At 32.9% G+C, this 20287-nt stretch carries 13 protein-coding genes, 1 tRNA gene and 1 pseudogene; 9 read left to right on the top strand and 6 right to left on the bottom strand.

The features are described 5' to 3' along the window. Nucleotides 1–376 precede the first annotated feature (376 nt). Entirely contained in the window at nt 377–3598 is a 3222-nt protein-coding gene (locus PB01_RS16875; protein WP_151701260.1) for a non-ribosomal peptide synthetase, read from the top strand. 511 nt (nt 3599–4109) lie between these two features. Here PB01_RS16875 and PB01_RS16870 read toward each other — a convergent pair. Next, a complete protein-coding gene (locus PB01_RS16870) occupies nt 4110–4697 on the bottom strand; it encodes a hypothetical protein (protein WP_151701259.1) in 588 nt (195 codons plus the stop codon). 1773 nt (nt 4698–6470) lie between these two features. On the opposite strand from PB01_RS16870, the pseudogene PB01_RS16855 reads away from it, so the two are divergent. The 4 genes and pseudogenes from PB01_RS16855 to PB01_RS16835 form a co-directional block, all read left to right on the top strand. Continuing rightward, nucleotides 6471–7304, top strand: a pseudogene (locus tag PB01_RS16855) (reverse transcriptase domain-containing protein); the annotation flags it as partial. Between the two features lie 553 nt (nt 7305–7857). After that, nucleotides 7858–9102, top strand: coding sequence for a group II intron reverse transcriptase/maturase (ltrA, locus tag PB01_RS16850; protein WP_151701258.1), 1245 nt, complete (start codon nt 7858–7860; stop codon nt 9100–9102). Between the two features lie 289 nt (nt 9103–9391). Next, the gene (locus tag PB01_RS16845; RefSeq protein WP_225986016.1) at nt 9392–10138 is read left to right on the top strand and encodes an HNH endonuclease signature motif containing protein; all 747 of its coding nucleotides are present in this window, start codon (nt 9392–9394) and stop codon (nt 10136–10138) included. 1644 nt (nt 10139–11782) lie between these two features. Beyond that, on the top strand, nt 11783–12211 hold the full coding sequence (locus PB01_RS16835) for a DUF4181 domain-containing protein (RefSeq protein ID WP_151701257.1): 429 nt from the start codon (nt 11783–11785) through the stop codon (nt 12209–12211). A gap of 837 nt (nt 12212–13048) precedes the next feature. Here the strand turns inward: PB01_RS16835 and PB01_RS16830 are convergent. The 4 genes from PB01_RS16830 to PB01_RS16815 form a co-directional block, all read right to left on the bottom strand. Beyond that, entirely contained in the window at nt 13049–13255 is a 207-nt protein-coding gene (locus PB01_RS16830; RefSeq protein WP_264158184.1) for a transposase, read from the bottom strand. Between the two features lie 83 nt (nt 13256–13338). Then, nucleotides 13339–14298, bottom strand: a complete 960-nt coding sequence (locus tag PB01_RS16825) for a tyrosine-type recombinase/integrase (RefSeq protein ID WP_151701256.1) — start codon at nt 14296–14298, stop codon at nt 13339–13341. Continuing rightward, nucleotides 14295–15389, bottom strand: coding sequence for a tyrosine-type recombinase/integrase (locus PB01_RS16820; protein WP_151701255.1), 1095 nt, complete (start codon nt 15387–15389; stop codon nt 14295–14297). Before PB01_RS16820 ends, PB01_RS16825 begins: the two co-directional genes overlap by 4 nt. 14 nt (nt 15390–15403) lie before the next feature. Next, on the bottom strand, nt 15404–16684 hold the full coding sequence (locus PB01_RS16815; protein ID WP_151701254.1) for a tyrosine-type recombinase/integrase: 1281 nt from the start codon (nt 16682–16684) through the stop codon (nt 15404–15406). Nucleotides 16685–17337: 653 nt separating this feature from the next. Between PB01_RS16815 and PB01_RS16810 the strand changes: the two genes are divergently transcribed. The 4 genes from PB01_RS16810 (at nt 17338) to PB01_RS16800 (ending at nt 19987) form a co-directional block, all read left to right on the top strand. After that, nucleotides 17338–18237, top strand: a complete 900-nt coding sequence (locus PB01_RS16810) for a hypothetical protein (protein ID WP_151701253.1) — start codon at nt 17338–17340, stop codon at nt 18235–18237. 139 nt (nt 18238–18376) lie between these two features. Continuing rightward, nucleotides 18377–18535 carry a hypothetical protein gene (locus PB01_RS21115; protein ID WP_192797378.1) on the top strand — a complete coding sequence of 53 codons (159 nt, stop codon included), beginning with the start codon at nt 18377–18379 and terminating at the stop codon, nt 18533–18535. Nucleotides 18536–18563: 28 nt separating this feature from the next. Further along, entirely contained in the window at nt 18564–18749 is a 186-nt protein-coding gene (locus tag PB01_RS16805) for a helix-turn-helix transcriptional regulator (RefSeq protein WP_151702092.1), read from the top strand. Nucleotides 18750–18853: 104 nt separating this feature from the next. Beyond that, nucleotides 18854–19987, top strand: coding sequence for a site-specific integrase (locus PB01_RS16800; protein WP_151701252.1), 1134 nt, complete (start codon nt 18854–18856; stop codon nt 19985–19987). Between the two features lie 127 nt (nt 19988–20114). Here the strand turns inward: PB01_RS16800 and PB01_RS16795 are convergent. Further along, nucleotides 20115–20187, bottom strand: a tRNA-Val gene (locus PB01_RS16795). Nucleotides 20188–20287 lie beyond the last annotated feature (100 nt).

Genomic DNA, 20287 nt, shown 5'->3' with positions numbered 1-20287 from the left:
CTTGTCCGAGAAAGCGGAAGTCTTGAAGACCACGGAGAAATAAGAGAATTAAGAAGGAAGAATTATATGGCAAAGAGTAGCAGTTGTTTTTGGCTGTATATGCTGAGAACCCAGTTTAGGCGAATATATGGAAATAGTTAGTCTAGGATCACAATACTGAGCAAATTCTTTTACTCTAAGTCATAAACACTTACAGGTTACAGTTAAATATTCTTCAGATAGCTGTTCTGATAATGATGTATATATGAATAGATGAGCTTAAATTCCTATTAAATGAATTATTAGTCTTGTAAGAAAAAAGTGTTTCGAAAAACAAACGTTAATAAAAACCATTAATAAACTTTATTCCAGATACCAATGAAGGGGGAAAAAGCATATGAATAATATTGAATCGATTCCAAAACTTACACCCGCACAAGAGGGCATGTTGTTTCATTCAGTCAATGAACCTGAAAAAAATTATTACATTGCGCAAAAGTCTTTTGATTTAGAAGGACTATTAGATATTCATATTCTTAAAGAAAGCATTTCCCATGTACACGATAGATATGATCTATTAAGGAGTACTATTGAATGGGAAGGTCTCTCAGAGCCCTTAAGAATAATACATAAGAAAATGGAGATAAAATGGAAGGAGCATAATGTTGAAGGAGATCCAAGGACTAAAAAAAGGGTGGTAGAAAAAATTTTAGATGAGGATCTATCGCAAAGATTTAACTTAAGTAAAGAGCCTCTAGCGAGGTGGAATCTCATACAATTAAATAAAAATAAATATAAACTTGTATTTACATATCACCATATTATTTTAGATAGCTGGAGTCTAGAAATTTTATTTAATGAAATAACGAGAAATTATAACGAATTAAGAAAAGGGAAAAGCTTAGAGACAAAAATAACAAAGCCTTTTAACTCTTATGGTAAGTGGTTAGATAATAAAAGCAAACTTGAAGATGAGCTGTTTTGGAAAAAGTATTTAAAAGGAAAATACTCTCCAACTTCAATAAAATTTTTTTATAACACTGCGGTTAATAAAAATAAAACGGTTAACAATAGTAAATCAGAAAATATTAGTGTACAAAGATATGAAGGATATAAAGAAAAAAGTTTAATAATAAACGAAAATTTAATAAATAAATTAAAAAAAATCAGCAAAGAAATTCCTGTGTCTATTAATTCAATTTTACTTGGAGCATGGGCATTACTTTTACATACTTATAGTGGTGATGAAGATGTGATTTTTGGATCTACATTTTCAGATCGGTCTGAAGATTTAGAGGACTTAGAAAGTAGAATTGGACTTTTTATAAATACCGTTCCAATTAGATCATATTTTAATAAAAATCAAAAAATAGAGGAATACTTAAGAGATATCCATAAATTCACAAAAGATGTACAAAAACACCAAAGCTTTCCACCGGTTTTATTAAAACAATTAAGTGAGTTTAGTCAAAAAGAGGCCCTTTTCAATAGCATTATGTTTTTTGAAGAATTTCCTGATTTTTCAAAAGAGAAGTGGGATGGGTTAGATATAACAAATAACCAAATAAAAGAATTTTCTCGCTATCCAATATCTCTTATCATTACACCAGAATTAGAAGGTAGTAACTGGAATGTCAAACTTAAATATAACACCATATATTTAAGCGATTCAGAAGCTAAAAAAGTATTAAAACACTTCCAAACAGCATTAATTAGTTTAACAAATAATATTGGAAGGGAGGTAGAAGAGTTCAGTTGTCTTAGTGAACAAGAGGTACAATTTATTTTAAATGAAGTTAGCAGAGGGAAAGATGAAAATACTAAGATAAAAGACTTTTATACTATATTTAAAAAAAGTGTATCAACATACTCTGATTCCTATGCAATTATTGATAATACTATAAAGTATACTTACGGAGATATATATATAAGCGTCAACTCAATCACAGCAAATTTAAGTAGTAGGGGGATAAAATCTGGCGATATTATAGGGATATATATGGATCGAGAAGCTAATTTGTTAAGTTGTATATTAGCTCTTTGGAAATTAGGAGCATCTTTTATTCCTATAGATAGTGATTTAAATCGAGAACGAATTCAATATATTATAAAAGATTCTAAAATAGAGCACATTATTGTAGGGGATAGAGATTTAAAAGGAAATTTAGAATTCAGTAATATAAATATGCATTTAACTGAAGATCTACTCGTACAAAAAAGCACAAAACCAATACCTGATCTACTAATTGACTTAGAAAGCCCTGCCTATATTATTTATACTTCTGGATCTACAGGAAACCCAAAAGGAGTAGTTGTTAGCCACAAAAATATTGGTAACTATATAAACTTTGCGGCTAAGAATTATAACGAAGATAGTGGAGAAGGAGCACTTCTTCACACCTCTATAGGATTTGATTTAACATTAACAAGTCTTTTAGTACCGATAGCGCAAGGTAAAATAGTTTTCGTTAGTTCATCTAAGGCTATAAATAATTTAAGTAAAGACATTACTTCTAAAAAGGTTAACTTTACAAAACTAACACCATCTCATTTAAAAATGCTAGAGTACGATTCAAATTTGAAGGAAATTTCCTTATATTGCACCAAATGGATATTAGGGGGCGAGGCTCTAAATTATGAAATGCTTCAAGCGTGGCAATTAGCTTCAAAAGATAATATTTTCATTAATGAGTATGGCCCAACTGAAGCTACAGTGGGATGTACTACCTATATAGCAGATAACAGAGTATTAGAAGGAATTGTGCCTGTTGGTAAACCAATCGATAATACTCAGGTGTATGTCTTAAATAAAATAGGTAGACCAGTTCCAAGTGGGGTTTTGGGCGAAATATATATTGGTGGTCTAGGAGTAGCTAAAGGATATTTAAATAATCCCGAATTAACAAAGGAGAAGTTTATCTATAATCCTTATATACAGAATGAGAGTAAATTATATAAAACTGGGGATATTGGTTACTACTTAGAGGATGGAAATCTAGTTTATGTTAGAAGAAATGATGACCAACTAAAGGTTAGGGGGCATAGAATTGAACCAGCTGAGATAGAAAAAGCCCTTCTAGCTTGTGAAGGAATTCTAGACTCAAAGGTAATGTCTTACAAAGACAATAATAATATTGAAATTCTAGTCGCATATATAATTACTGCGGAAATGAAAGAATTAAAAGAAATAAAAAGTGTTTTAAGACATAGTCTTCCTGAATATATGATTCCTGATAAGTTTATTCAAATGAAAGAGTTTCCTTTAACTTTAAATAAGAAAATTGATAAAGATCGACTTCCAAAGCCTGGTACAAATAATAATATTAAAAAAATGATCAAGCCTAAGTCTATCATAGAAAAAGAAATTGCAGATATCTGGGAGAAAGCATTAGAGATTAATGAAATAAGCATTTATGATGATTTTTTTGAAATAGGTGGACACTCATTAATAGCAATTAAGATTTCATGGCTCCTAAAAGAAAAATATAAAGTATTAATAAAAGTACGTGATATTTTCAAGTATTCTACTGTGGTAAGTATATCTAATTATATAGAAGAACTTTTATCAAAAAATAAAAATGAAGAATTATTAACAATCAAAGCAATTAGAAGACAATGAATATCCGAGTAGGAGGAACAAAGAAAATGTAAAATGATTCTTCAACTACGATACAAGAAAAATACATGAGCCCAAATTCGTTTAATAACAAAGAATGTAGTTTCTTAATCAGACAATAGAAGAAAAGAATTTTTACCCTATGCCATTTGCAATATCAAGAACTATTGGTCTCCCGTCAAGAAAATAGACGCGGGTTTTGACTCGCTTTTTAGTGAAACCGCTACCGCTCTTCGCTTGGTCGGAAAGCTGGGAACAGCGGTTCCTTATTTAACCGCTGTTCCCGGTCTTCAATTTCTCACAAAACCATTCTGTACGCAAAAGGGTAATGCTGTATTTTTTATAAGCGTCTGGGGCCAGGAGCTGAGCGTCGATTATTGACGACTTGAAATGTAAAATATATAAAGTTTTAACATTATACGGCTGTTTTAGGTCAAATTGAATGTTAACTCATAGGTATTTAGTAATGGTCTTGCTAAGGTAATTTGTGCATAATATAGGATTTGTTCTTTGTTTAATCCCATTGAAGTACATGCTTCCCATATTCCTTAACAGGCTTCAGAACTGAGTATAGTTTTCCTAGATCTTCTGCATTTGCTTGTTCTAATGAATCTTTGCAACCACTTGCTGCATCTAATAAGTGAGGAACCAAATTTATTGGAAACTCTAAGTATTGAAGTACACCGGTTACATGAGTTAGTGCATTTTTTCTTCTCTCTACCGCATTACCAGGAACAAGCTGAGTAGTGTTACCTTGCTTGTTAGGTGATTGGCGTTGACTTGGTTGGTTGTTAGTAGAACGGTTAGAGTTTTGAGAACCGGTTTTTGCTGGCAATGCCCAATTAGGTAACTTAGGAGTATTGAAATAACCAGTTAAATACTTTTCTTGGTTATTAATTTTAAACTTCCCACCTACGTAATGTTCACCATTTTGATTAAGAGGGACCCAAAATGAATTTAAACCATATAGATAACGACCAATTCCCCACTTAGCGCCAACTCGTTTCAGTGCGTTAGAATACCCTCCCTTGATTTCTTCAATGTCGGGTATATACGCTACATCTTCACGAGAAACCAATTCGTCTCCAATTTTCAGAGACAAACGCCGCATCATCTCACAAGATATGATTCATACGGGAATTTAATGATATTGCACGAGTCTGTTCACCGCCTCATTTATATGAAAAATCATGAGAAAATAGAAGTGCTACTAAATGCACTAAAATTAGATACAAAGCAACTTCAAAAGCTTAATAAATTGCGTGAGCAATGTCTGAATGAAACAATCTGATTCAATATTCCATCTTGCATATACATAAAAATTGAATGAATTAGATTAGTTGGAACGCCGTATGCTGGGAAACTCGCCCGTACGGTGTGAAGTGGGGGAAAAGCTAGCGATAACTTCAAAAGCTTACCTATCACTTTAAGAAGGACCACTAAAAATAATCAACGTTTGTTATGAAACGGTAGACTAAATCACAACAAAAGAATCCACTTTGATCAATCTTCTTTCAAAATGGATTCTTTTATTTTTGGGTAATATAAGAGTTAAAGAGGAACTTTTCATCTTGCTCATTTTCAACGTGTGCCTTTAAATCTCTTCTATTATATATACTCTCCAAACAACTCCGGTTTCCAACTATGAATAGCATGGTTTTCTATTGCGAATACTTTCTCTAAATAGATTTCCGTTGTTTCTAACCGTTCATGTCCCAAGCTTCTCATAATGTCATAATTAACGCAAATAACCAGCGTTCCTTAAAACAGCCAAAATCTTAATACAACAAGGGTTTTGGCTGTTTTTATTTTCTCTATAAGTTAAGGGAAGAAGGATTAACGCAAAAACACCTGAAAATCGTTCAAAGATGAAGGAATAAAGGAAGAAAAGTTGTTTTAGATGGTGTTGAACCTGAATGCAGGGGTTTTGAAGAATCACATGCGTTCATTCTGGAAGGGATTAATCCTCTTTTTTTGAACTTCTTTAACTCCCATGAAAATAAAAAAATGCTCAAAATCGAATAAATTGCATAACAAAAGAGATACCTAAAATTATGACGACACTTGCCTTACATATAATGTTTTTTATACTAAGTGCCTCTTAATTGGATATTTATGTTAATATATAAATAAGATTGTGAAGGTTTACACTTAAACTAACGGTGCAGCGCGACAAGTTTTGTTATAAGCACTAATGTGTGAAAAAACAAGGGATTTCTTCGGAAATCCTAACTTTATAACCGAGGATAGAAATGATAAAACCATGTATTTTGAAACTATCCCATTAAGATTCCTGCATGCGTCATAATGGACAGATTATGGGGTCTGAAGCTCAGGTAAAGTCGGCAGAACAAAGGCTGAAGCCACTCCTCAAGGAAAAGGTATGCCAATGGATATGCCGGATGGCTGAAAAACTAAATATGGTGAGAATTTTCTTGTGGAAAAGAACAGACGAACTTCCGGAGGTACAGGTCTAAAGTTAGAACATAAGGAAACTTGTGTACCATCCAACGATGGAGTGAGTGACGTAGAGTAAAAATTGCTTCTATGAAACACGTTATACCGAACAATGGCGGTATCCAGCTCACAGGCTTACAGGAAGCACCTAAGTTTAGAAAAAAATATAGCTAGGTTGTAAGGGACTTGGAAAGTAAGGAACGTTGACTCAAGGGCTGTCACCCGAAACGGTTGCTATAAGCGGTATGGCGAAATGCATTTGTCCTTATGAGGGTAGGGGTACGACCAGTGAAAGCTCTGTAATGGAGGTGGAGGAACAGCCCCAAGTCTAGCGATAAGTAATAATTATTTTTCAACTGTGCATTGCACCGGTCGGGTAAGAACGTGGGAACATCACTTCAAAAGGAATGATGCCACAGTGCAAGCTCTTCGATATTGGGATTATTACGGGATGACAGACACCTTTGCAGACTTACATCAACGAGCCAAAAATAAAGAATCATTCCATCTGCTATACGACATCATCACGTCGAGGAACAATATTTTATTAGCGTATCGAATAATTAAGTCAAATAAAGGGTCAAAGACCCCTGGAACAGATGGTAAAACTATTGTAGACATAGAGAAACGTTCGGAGTACGAATTAGTACAAGAAATACAAAGTAAGCTTAAAAATTATCGCCCGAAGAAGGTTAGACGTAAACTAATCGAGAAAGATAATGGCAAGATGCGACCTTTAGGTATCCCATGCATCCTCGATAGAATCATACAACAGTGCTTTAAACAAGTGTTAGAGCCGATTGCGGAGGCTCATTTTTATAAACATAGCTACGGATTTAGACCTTTACGGTCTACTCATCATGCGATGGCGAGAATTCAATTTCTAATTAATCGGTCGAAACTACATTACGTTGTAGATATCGATATAAAAGGATTCTTTGATAATATCAATCATACATTGCTTATTAAGCAGTTATGGAATTTAGGTATTCGGGATAGACAGGTCCTAGCCTGTATATCTAAAATGCTAAAAGCAGAAGTGGATGGAGAAGGTATTCCGACAAAAGGCTCTCCACAAGGTGGCCTACTTTCACCGTTGTTGTCTAATATTGTACTAAATGAATTGGACCAATGGGTAGCGGATCAATGGGAACTATTTCCCCTTCATAAATCACTTAAAACTAGAGGTCAACTTCTTGCAAAGAATCGCACTCACTTAAAAGAAGGCTACATAGTTAGGTATGCTGATGACTGTGTGCCACGAAAGCAAACGAAGTTTGCTTAAAAAGTAAACTTTGTAAGCTATGCTGCACTTAAGATGAGAGAAGGCCTCTCGCAATCGCTATACAGGTAGAGATTGCAAACCGCCCTAAGGTGCTATAGTCAAAAGCTATGGTATTGAGCGTTAGGGGAAAAGGCAGAGCATGACTCTGTCAGGTATGTATTAAGGAGACGAAAATCATTGAACCGCTGATGAAGTATCGAAAGCGTAGAGATGTCATCAAAACTGAGGGGGAGTCGTTAACTCAGGATAAGTTCGGAGGAAACCTGTTTACTGTCCGTTCGGTGACCGGTATAAAGGCGGCGTGAACTTAATACAGGCTTTTGTGTGGAACGTGGGAACCTACGACATGGATGCTAAGGGAGAAATTTCAAGTGGAAGCCCCACAAGAATCAGAGTACCAATGCCATGTATAGGGGCGGAATAACTCGTAGTAGCAATGAAATCTCCTAACGGAGATGGAGCAAAGGGGTTATATTATTCAGTTTTATAAACAAGTCAACCAACAAACTGGGAGGAACTTATGCATAAAACAAAGCCGTATGTTATATCCAAAAACGTAGTATATGAAGCTTTTCTAAGAGTTAAAGCAAACAAAGGGTCAGCAGGAATTGATGAGCAATCCATAGCAGAGTTTGAAGAAAATCTCAAAGATAACCTGTATAAAATATGGAACCGAATGTCATCTGGCAGTTATTTTCCTCCAGCTGTTAAAGCTGTAGAAATACCCAAGAAAGCTGGGGGTACAAGGACACTTGGAATTCCAACTGTGTCGGATAGAATTGCACAAATGACAGTGAAATTATATTTTGAACCTTCGGTAGAGCCATTCTTTCATGAAGATTCCTATGGATACAGACCGAAGAAAAGTGCCATTCAAGCGTTAGAGATCACTCGGAAAAGATGTTGGAAGTACAATTGGGTACTTGAATTCGATATTAAAGGTTTATTCGATAATATAGACCATGATTTATTAATGAGAGCGGTAGAAAAGCATACAAAAGTCGAGTGGATAAAGGTATACATCAAAAGATGGTTAAGAGCCCCGTTTCAAACGAAAGAAGGAATAATAGAACGTATCTCTGGCACACCGCAAGGTGGGGTCATAAGTCCGGTATTAGCAAATTTATTTCTTCACTATACGTTTGATAAATGGATGGCAATCAATCATCCTAACAATCCATTTGCTAGATATGCAGATGACGCAGTCATCCACTGTCAGACAGAGGAAGAAGCGAAGAAGTTACTTGAATCTCTAAACGAGAGAATGAATATATGTAAGCTCGAACTTCATCCAACTAAAACCAAAATTATTTATTGCAAGGATGCAGATAGAAAAGAAGAGCATGAAAATATATCGTTTGATTTTCTAGGGTATACGTTCAGACCGAGACTGTCGAAAAACAGGTGGGGAAAACACTTTGTGAATTTCACTCCCGCTATCAGTAATAAATCCAAGAAATCAATCCGACAAAAAGTAAGAGGTTGGAAACTGCAATTGAAGGCAAATAAGGAACTCTTTGACTTATCGATGATGTTTAACTCAGCTATTCAAGGATGGATTAATTACTATGGGAAGTTCTACAAATCCGAAATGTATGCTAGTTTAAGGCATATTAATAAAGCCTTAATCATGTGGGCAAGAAAGAAATATAAAAGACTTGCTCGTCATAAGAAAAATGCGGAACGTTTTATGGGTAGGATTGCTATTCAGAATCCTAAGCTCTTTAAACATTGGGAACTAGGTATTAAGCCTACGGCTGAATAATGGGAGCCGGATGAATTGAGAGGTTCACGTCCGGTTCTGAGAGGGGCTACTGGGGAGGTTCCAGTGGTCTACTTGCCTTAAAATCATTTGTCGAGATTGGAAAACTGCTGAAAAGTGGTATCATGCGGTTAAGCTTTATCTAAAAGAACGTTTAAAACTTGATATTTCACCAGAAAAATCGAAGATTATTAATCTGCGTAAGCATGAGTCTGCTTTTCTTGGCTTCACAATACGTGCCAATCGCAAAGGAAAAAAGCGAGTTGCACATACGTTTGTCAAAGCTGAAAAGATGCAGAAAATTAAAGCGGATGCAAAGAAACGATTAGAAATACTCCGAACATCGCCAACTACTCAAAATGCTATGCGCTTTAATAGTTTTGTCTTAGGGTTACACAATTATTTTAACAGAGCTACTCACGTCAACTTAGCGTTCTCACGACTTGCCTACGAACTAGGTGCATCTATGTACAATCGTCTTAAACCTATCGGTAAATATGAACATCCTAACAACCCGCCTCCTGTCTATAAAAAGTTCTATGGCTTAGGCTCTAAAACGTATAAAATCGCCGGGTTATACCTCTTCCCTCTCGGGATCATCAAAACTAAAAATGTGATGGCTTTTACTCAAAGTATAACCCCATTTACCGAAGAAGGTCGAGTACAAATATCTACACGGTTGAGTAAAGATATAAAACAGGAAATAGTATTGTTAATGGAATCAAACATACCGACACGAAGTGTCGAATATATGGATAATCGGATTAGTCGATACAGTATGAAGAAAGGGAAATGTGAAATAACTGGCATGTTCCTACAAGCACAAAACGTACACTGCCACCATTATATACCTAAGCATCTTGGTGGAAACGACAAATTCAATAATTTACGTATCCTCCAAAAAGAGGTACATGAATTAATCCATATGACAGACAAAATTAAGGCGAATACTCTCATAAGAATTTTGGGTATCACTGAATCGATGTTAGAAAAAATCAATAAATATCGAGAAAAATGTGAGCTAGAAATAATCAAATAACCCAAATCAACATGAGTAACTTGAAACTTATAATTAATAATACCATCGCTAGATGGAACGCGGAATGCTTGGAAACTGGCACGTTCCGTGCGGAGTAGGGGAAAAGCTGGAGATAACATCAAATGCTTACCTATTACTAACGTTTAGTGCAACAAGGATTATCGTCAGATTTACAACGCTAAGTAAAGAAATGTTACCAAACGAGGGTTTGGTAGCTTTTTAACTTTAATTAGCGAAATAATACAACTTATAAAATCGAATAATTGGATATTTATGTTAAAATGAATGGAAAAAGTGTCTTTAATTGGGGTGAAACTTTTGAAGAATACCAAATTAAGAATTGTATGGATTATTCCTAATGTTTTTTGTTACCTAATGGTAATTATTTTTTCAATTTTTGTAGCTTTAAATGCAGAAGGTTTACAAGAAATAAGCCGACTGGGTATATGGGTATTTATAATGATTATTCTTTTCTTAGTATCCATTTTTTGTAGTTTTCGAATCTGGACATGGATAAGAGAAGGGAAATTGTAATAATTCTTTTAAGCTAACTTGGCTTTAACACTACAAACATTCCCAAACACCGCTTTGGGAACTTTAATATAAACAATTGAGCCATTCCAACACTCAACATTAACCTTTTATTGAGATGTGTTTTAGAAATCGATAAACTATTTATAAACACTATATAAGGAGTTATTCTATGCCACAAATTCCATTGCATTACTTTGAAACGCCTCCAATTCCAGCTCCAGTTTATTACGTTACCACTGCTTATATTATTTTTTTATTTCTATTTGTCTTTTTTAGAATTATTGTTTTTAATTTCGATTTTTAAAAAATATTAAACGTCATTTAAGCATTGGGTACGATATTTCTCTCTTTTTCTTTACGAGCGTATGGTTAATCTTTTTATACACACAAGACTTTATTTATTACGGCTACGATTCCCCTACCTTAATTTTAGCTGGCACGGCTTATATGGCTTCAATTTTAGATTTTATATACAACTATATTTTATATAAAAAAAATACAAGTAATGAACGAATCTGAACAAAATTAGAGGAGATAGACTATGAGTGAATACAATATAAATTTTGCAATTAAATAACGTTCCGAAATGAAAGTTTGGGAGTACATTAAAAGACCACAAAATATTGTGAAATCAACATTTTGTGGCTTTTCCTATGAACATTATTTATAAACGTTTTTATGCAAGTTCTTTGTAAGTTAGTTACAACAAAGGTTTGGAATCATTTTGAACAAGGCGTAAAAAAGATTGTGAAGTATTGTACTTAAACTACCATGAAAATTAGTTTCTTCAGGAAAAGAAAAATGACAATACAAAAAGACCCCTGCTTAATCGTTTAAAAAAAGAGGAGAGCGTAAATAAGTCTATGGATGACGGTTGACTGGATTAAGGTCAGTATCAGTATGACACTTCCTAACTATTTTCATTCTCTGTGGTGAAGCACGGATTTTGCGCTTCATGGATGGCTAACGGGTACTTTAGTTATAGATCATGGGTTGCAAATGCATCTCTTTTTTTCTTGTTGAACTAATGTCACAGGGTGAAACAATTGTGATTATTAACCGTAGAATAATAATATAAGTATTCTGCATTGAATGGGAGGTAATGTTATTGTGTTTGGTATTGAACCGATAGTCTGGCTTAAGTTGATCTTCGTGATAGTAATTTTTTCATTATTGTTTATTATTTTTGGTTCAGTTATGAGAAGGTGGTTGAAAGTTGAAAAGAAGAAGCGTTTTTCACATAACCACGTGAATGACAAACACCAAGAAATCGATTGGACGATTAGAATGATTTTCATCGCTTTTATAATATTGGGATCTTTTATTAATGTCACTCGAGATTATACAGAACGAATTTGGTTCTTAGAGTCATGGTATTTATTATTCGGTTTAACTATATTGTCCGAGGCAGTTCGAGCATTGATGGAATGGAAATATGCGGATAATAAAAAAGCATATATTTTTACTATGAGTCGATTAGTATTTGGCATGATATTAGTAATTTCAATATTAAGAACTAACTTTTTTGGTATGTTTTAACGAACTTTGTTCTTCAACTACCGGGTGCTTTACTTGTGCGAAATGTTTCTAGTTTAAATGGAGGGTGGTCACATCTCTCTGGTAAAGGCTAGACAGTTCCTTTGGAACTGAAGGGTTATATCGAAGAGTCAAATGATAAAGTAACGTTTTGAAGGGCTCTATCTTAGTCGAATAGCATTAGATTTAGTAAGAATGATCGTGTTATAAGCTCGGCGAAAAGGCGTGAGAATTTACCGTAGCAGTTCGGCTGACGAAAGCCTACCCGCGGGGGTGGTGTAAATCATGATGCTTGAGTTGAATGAATATGGTGAGAATGCATTATGCCCTACAAGAAAGGGGTTGCTGACGAACTTCCGAATGTACAGGTCTACAAGCACGATACATAGAAATGTGTATATCACCAAATGTGAGGTTAGCAGTGGATGAGTAAGAATAAGTAATATGAAAATCCATGATATGTTACAGGCATATGAACGGCTAACAGGCTTAGAGGAAGCACCTAAGTTCTTTCTATAATAGATATAATTCAACATTGTAAGCTGATAACGTGGAGGGCTTACTTCCGAAGAAACGTTGATAAGGAAAACACTAGCGAGAATAGCTACTGTATAACTTATCTTTGTATCAGTGAAAGTGGTGGCACAGTACCAATGAAATGTCTAATCCACATGGAGGGATAGCCACTAGACTAATGAAGAATCACTTAATCATTTAAGGCAAATCTTTATCGGTTAATAAGGTTCCCGTAAGACTAAAAGAGGTTCACCTCCCAAGGGAGGCACCGACTTATTGAAACGGAAGAATTGAGACACGGAAGGTATTCCAATAACAAAAGTGTTAATGATTAAATTGAATTGAATTAGTTGGAACGCCGTATGCGGTTAACTCTCCAGTTCCCTCAATTGGAGAATGTAGTTTAATCCATTTATAAATGGTTACTTCTGAAACACCATATTCGCTGGCTAGTTGATTGACCGAGGTACCCGAACGATAAAGCTCGACTACTGTTTGTTTAAATTCATTATTGTAATTTTTTTTACTTATGGTCGGACACGTCCTCTCGTAATTTCAATTTTATTGATTTAACTGAGATGTGTCCTCTCATCTATATTACATCCAATATGCAATCAGATTTTATGATTTAGGTAATCTAGAATCAATTTGTTATTAGGGGCATTAAAGTCTTTGTTGCGTACATAATGTGGATTTATATATTGCTTTGTAGTGCTTAAGCTTTCATGGCCTAGTAACTGTCTAATGACGTCTATTGGGGTACCTTGATCTGCCATTATGGTTGCAAAGGTACGTCTTAGTCCATGTACAGTTATAATTGGTAGTCTGGCTATTTCCAAGTATTTTTTTAATAAAGTATTTATTTCTTTATTAGTAAAGGGTTTATTATCATCTGACAAAAATACAAAATCACTTGATTTTCTGTTACAATTTATTGTGTACTTTTTTAATGCCTTTCCCATTTCAATTCTTAAAAACAACAATCTTTCTACTTTGGTTTTGGTCTTATTAAGAAAGAGTGTATCGTTGGTACCATCTATTTCTTCACATTTTAATTTAAGTATTTCACCAATTCTACAACCAGTTGAAATTAAAGTTAAAAATAGATTAACATCTCTCTCTAAATTGTCTGAATGGACATGAATTGTGTTTAGCAACTTTAAGATATTCCCTCGAGTTAGGACTGTAAAATACTTTTTTTCTTCTAAATAATCTTTCAGTTGAAATTCCAAAGTATACATAGGGTTTGAAAAATTGTAATTGTGTTCTAGAAATTTGAAAAAACTCATTAAGGCTTTATAATTATCTTTCAAAACATTAAATCCTTTATGTTTAATAAGTGATAAATAATTGTCGATTATTTTACTATTAATCGGAAAATATCTGATTATTCTACCATTAATGTCAATTAATTTAGAGACTTTGTCCAAATAAATTAAGTGAAGGTCATTTTCCATTTCTTCTGATAAGTATTTGAGAAATTTTTTTAAATATAAGGTATAAGTATAGAGAGTAGATTTGGCTAAGCGTACATTTTTTTTGTAAATTTCAAGTTCTTCTAAAGCTGTATTCATTTTAATCCCCCGTTTATAACATTTAAGAGTTTTTCAAACGGGAAAGGAAACTTATTCATAATAGCATCTCTTAAATCTTCCCCACGTAATTTTGTATATGTCATAGTGGTTTTTGGATCAGTGTGACCTAAAATCTCAGTAAGAAGGTGTTCTTTAACGCCAATTTTAAGACAATATACGGCAAATGTATGTCTAAAAGAATGAGATGTGATATAAGTGAGCTCAGGTAAATGGTCTCGTATACGATCAACGGTATTTTGAATAGTCCTAATAGGAAAATTTCTGTTTCTTATAAGATTCTCATCTCTCGCAAAAAGATATCCTTCACATTGAGGGTCCCATTCTTTCATCCCACTTTTTTGTAAATAATATAGTATTTCATCTTTAAGTTGAGGGAACATAGGGACAATTCGTTTCTTATTTCCTTTACCTAATATATAAATTAAATTATTTTCAATATCAAAATCTTTTACTTTAACAATTGATATTTCACTTACACGGCAACCAGTCAGTAGTAAAAACATAATTATTGCTCTACATCTAATTGGTTTAGATAATTTCTTAGTGGTCTCCAAAACTTTAGGGATATCTTCTTCTTTAATATACCTAGGTAGTAAGGAAGTTTTTTCTATTGTGAACTTATGACGAAAATCTTTATTTGAAAAATCCATATCATAAGTAAACTTTAATAGACTTTTTATAATGGCATTATATTTATTAATGGTTCTAACAGAGTACTCTTTATTTTCTATACTATCTTTAGTGATTATTTCATTTAATATAACTTCGTTAAATTCGTTAATTTTTAATGAAGGATAAGTACTTGAAATGTATGATTTAACTCTTATTAGAAAGTTATTATAAGTTTTGGCTGTTTCTTTAGATCTTTTATTAATTTTTACTAATGTTTTAAGGTGTTCTAGATATTTATCTATCACAAAAAGAACGGTTTCATTATTTTCAATAGACTTTTTAACACTCGAGAATTCATCGTTAGATGTTTCAAGGAATTTTAAAAAAGCTGTCTCGGAAATACCTAGTTGAGTACATATTTCTTCAATAGACATATTGGTTTTTCTATTTAATGACATTAAAAATCCTCCAATTAAAATAGTTTTTTGTCTAAAAATATTATTTTTAATTTTTCAATATTCCTGTAAAAATAATAATGGGTAGAAATTAGATGTTTATGGCCAACAATTTCCCTTACTTGTTCCATACTATTTCCGTTATTTAGTGCGTTTGTTATGAAAGTATGTCTTAGTGTTTTAGGAGTAAAACTTTTTTCTTGAAAAGGTTTATTATATTTTCGAAACAAGTTAGATATATTTGAACTCGTTATTTGGTTTCCGAATTTATTTATAAATAAAGAATCGGTTTGATTAATCAGATAATTTTTGCGGATTTTTAAGTACTCTTTAATAAGCGAACAAGTCATGCTTGATATTAACAAAGTTCTTTGATGAGACTTTTTGCTCTTTAATACTATTAGCTTTTCGTGTAAATATACATCATCAATTTTTAAATTAACTATTTCTATCGGTCTGCACCCAGTTTCTAAAATAATGAGGAAGATTGAAATATCCCTTAAAACATTCTTAGAGTATTCAAATATACATTTTATTACTAAGAGAATATCTGACTCATTTGTATATTCATTACACCGTTTAGCATTTTGTATCATTTTAGTTGGTATATTATAAAAAAAGTTTATTTCTTTATTTTCATATAAAAACCTGGAAAATAATCTTACTGCTTTTAAATATTCATAAGCACTGCTAAGTTGAATATTTTCTAAAAGTGATTTTTTAATCAAGTGTTCTTCAAATCTTTTAAAGCTAGTTGACCAAGATTCATTTGTAGACCGAATTTCAGGAATGTAATTTACAAATTTCAAGAAAGTTTTAATATTAACCAACGAACATCTAATGGTCGAATGGGAATATCTTTTTAAGTTCAAAAAAATTTCAAAATCAGTAATGAGAGGAAGAGTAGGATTTTTATTTTTTTTTGAGATGTTTTGTTTTATAGGTAGAATATAATATATCTTTGCTACTTCTTTTTGTGTGAGAAGCTTACAAAACTTATCAAAGAAATACAAATAGGAATTGGCTTCTTTTACATCTAACTCGTTCAGACTAAATAATGTCTCCACTTGTTCCTGTATTTTCATTGCATGAGATAGGTTTAACTTATTTAGTTGAAGATGATTATTTGAGCTGAAAAGAAAGCTGTCTTTTTGACATTCCTTATAAAAGAAATCTACAAATTTCTCGATATCTTTTTGTTTAGTTGAAGATGATCTTCTTCTAAATTCCTCCATGATTTCTCTAGATTGATCTTCTTTGTTATAAGAAAAACTATGTTTAGTTACTTTGTGATCCATTTACGTCTCCCTCCAATGAAGTATTAGTTTGCGATAAATATTTGAAATTTCACTTGATAATGAAGATAGTATGAAGTAAAATATAATTATATAGAATTTATTTATTGGCCTCCACCACGCGGCAGAGGTTTACTTAAAAGCACTTTTAGTAAGTGTTCAGACAATTACCCTTCAAGGGGATTGGTTTGTCCATTTATTCAAAAGTGCTTTTTTGCATTTTGGAAAAATGAAACGGAATCTAGTTCGTAATTGAATTAGACCAAGTATTCATCCTAACTTTGTCCCATTTTTATTAATTCTATACTTGCAGAGAATTTAAGAACCCTGCAAGTTTTTTGGAGGTGTTCAATTGAAAATTAACTATATGTCTTTAAATTATCAGTGGCCACTAGTTTTTAGCTTGAGAATATTACGGATTTACCGATTCATGATCAGAAAACAGTTGGACATTCTAGGGTGCCAATTAGAATATTAATGGAAAATACAAAATGGGAAATTAATTTGGTTGAATATCTAATTAAAAATACTATAAATGAAATGGTCGTTTATTAAAGTATTTGCGAAAATTACAAAATGGAATCCTTTAGCCAAAATATTGGCTAAAGGATTCGTATCACTTTGAGAAAGGTATATTTCACTCAGGTGATGATTAGATGAAAATCAGTAAGATTGAAGTGGACAATATAAAACGATTCCAACAACTAATCAAAGAGGAAATTAGTTTTCCGGAATACCTCAAAAAAAGAGGTTTAAGTAAATATGATAATTTGAAAGAATTAAAATATATTGTAAATAATAATCAATACTTATTGGATGGGTTTTTATCTATCATTTCAATCGGTCTACGTTGCAGAGTTATGAAAGGTCTATTTGATTTAATTGATGATGAAATAGAACTCTTTATTGACTTTAGCAGTAGTCAAATAAGTGATTTTATTAGAAAAAATTTGGAATATAATAGGGAGAGTCAAGTAATATCACAAAGGACTACTTCACAAGAGATGATTTATGATTTAGCGATTGTATTAGACCTTCCATCACGCTATTTAGAAAATACGTCTGCGGAATATGAAATGATTAATTCATTTACAGAATATAAAACTTCTAAAATTAAAAAAATGAATTTGAATGGATTAATTGGAGAAATTCTTTTTGAAATGAATCAGACATCAAGATTAAAAAGAAGAATTTTTGGCGTTAAAATAAAAAACAACTTTTTTGATGCTGGGAATTCAAGACATTTATTTGCTCGAGTGGATATACGCGAGAATTTTTTTACAATTGAAATGCATCTAGTCAATAAAGCGAACATTAATTATCCAGAACTTAAAAAGTTAGAGGAATCTGTAGGTATGAAAAGTGAGATTTTTATTCGGGATGCATTTCTAAGAACCAATCAAAAACTATGTATATTAATTTCAATAGAAGATAATAAAGATCAAAATATTGTTTATCTGAATAAAGATCTTTTATGGAGAAATGTATTATTTGAAATGAAGGACGAAGAATTAACTAAGTTAATGGAAGAAAAGGAAATTAACATTATCTTTTAAAATTACCTTTCTGACTCTTTTGCTTTGTAAAACACAATTAGAAACTTGCTTTAATAATGTTAGCCAAAATATTGGTTAAATGAAAAATATTATAAGATATAGAAACCCTCTTAAGGTAAAAGCCTTAGGAGGGTTTCTTTTGGATAAAGATGTTCAAGGTCAATCAACAAGTAAACGTGATAATGGATTAGCAATATTAAAAGAATGGGAGGAAGAGCTAAAAATGAAAAATCAAATTTGCAAGGTGAAGTTCACGGAGAAAAATGACAGCAAAAAAATAAGTGGTTCTAAATGTTAAAAATGAATAAAGTGATGTGGCTTATTATATGAAGCAAATTGATATCGGCACTTATCCTATTATCTTAACTGCCAATGACATCAGTGAAATTCTTAGAGTCTCTAAACCAACTGCCTATGAACTAATGGAAAAAGATGACTTTCCACTAATTAAAATAGGTAGGTGTAAAAGGGTGTTGAGAGATGAGTTTATTTTTTGGTTAAGTAATCGATAAAATCTCAACGCACAATTATAAAAGGTTAAATGAATGGTCAGACTGGTTACTAGACCACTTGTTTACCTTTTTGTCGCGCAAAAAATATTGGAGGTAATTTATAATTGGCGCACATCAGGAAAAGAGGTAAAACATACTCATATACAATTAATATAGGATATGACCCGTTAACTGGAAAACGTAAACAAATAAGTAAAGGAGGATTCATTAAAAAGAGGGATGCAGAGACAGCAGCTCGGAAGATTGAACTACTACTAGATGAAAACTGTTATATAGAACTGAGCAAAGAAATCTTCTCAGATTATATTCTAAATTGGTTCGATAACCATTACAGTAATAGGATTAAACAAACATCCGCGACGAACTGTAGGTACATTATAGAGAAACACCTCCTACAAGAGAATGTGTTTGCAAACAAAGAAATAGCTAAAGTTACTACGGCGGATATTGATTTATTCTATAACCAAAAATTACAAGAAAAATATAGTACGAGTTACATTCGGAAAATGCATCAACTATTAAATCAGGCATTTAGCCAAGCTGTTAAATGGAAAAAAATAATGTTCAATCCAGTGGGCGATGCAGATCCACCATCAGTCAAGTACGAGGAAATGTCTATTTGGTCACTTAAAGATATACAGGAGTTTCTTCGAAACTGCAAAGGAGAGCGGCATTATTTAACTTTTTTACTTGCCATCTATACGGGGATGCGAAGAGGAGAGATTTTAGGGCTACATTGGATTGATATAGACTTAGAACAAAAAGTAATTCATGTGAAAAGATCGTTAGCACATGTCCCTAAAAAGGGTTATGTTTTCACATCATTGAAAACGAAAAATTCCAAGCGACAAATCCCTATTCCAGAATTCGTTCTCAATGAATTAGTTTTGCAAAAAAAACGAATAGAAGAATGGAAGGAGCTAGTGGGAACTGTATTTGCCGACCAAGACCTAGTCATTTGCACAAATACAGGAAGCCTACAAGATCCACGCAATGTTGTTCGAGTAATGAAACGTATTGTAAAGACCGCCAAGGTACCAAATATTCGTTTCCATGATATTCGACACACCCATGCATCCATTCTTATTTCGGTAGGTATAGATATCGTTAAAATTTCTAAACGATTGGGTCATGCAAATCCAAAAATAACATTAGAATTCTATGCGCATTTATTACCGAACACGGATAATGACATCGCTGATACTTTTCACCAGACTATTCAAAGTCAAACAAACTAATACAGTGAAAATCTTGCGGACAAATTGCGGACAAACTTTAAAATTTGAGGTATATGCTTAGGAAATCTAATCAAAGAATAAGCCTGTAAACATTGATATTTCAACGTTTACAGACTTATGGTAATGATGGTCTCGACAAGTCTCGAACTTGCGACCCCCACCTTGTCGAGGTGGCGCTCTCCCAACTGAGCTACAAGACCGAATTTCAAGACAGATGTTAATGAAAGCAATAACTCTTGCTACCACTATAGTTATTATATAAGTTTGAGCCCAATACTACAATACCTTTTGTTGAAGAAC

Source organism: Psychrobacillus glaciei (assembly GCF_008973485.1).
GTDB classification, from domain to species: Bacteria; Bacillota; Bacilli; order Bacillales_A; family Planococcaceae; genus Psychrobacillus; species Psychrobacillus glaciei.
Note: the sequence above shows the minus strand (reverse complement) of the source record. Positions and strands in the feature narration are given on the sequence as shown.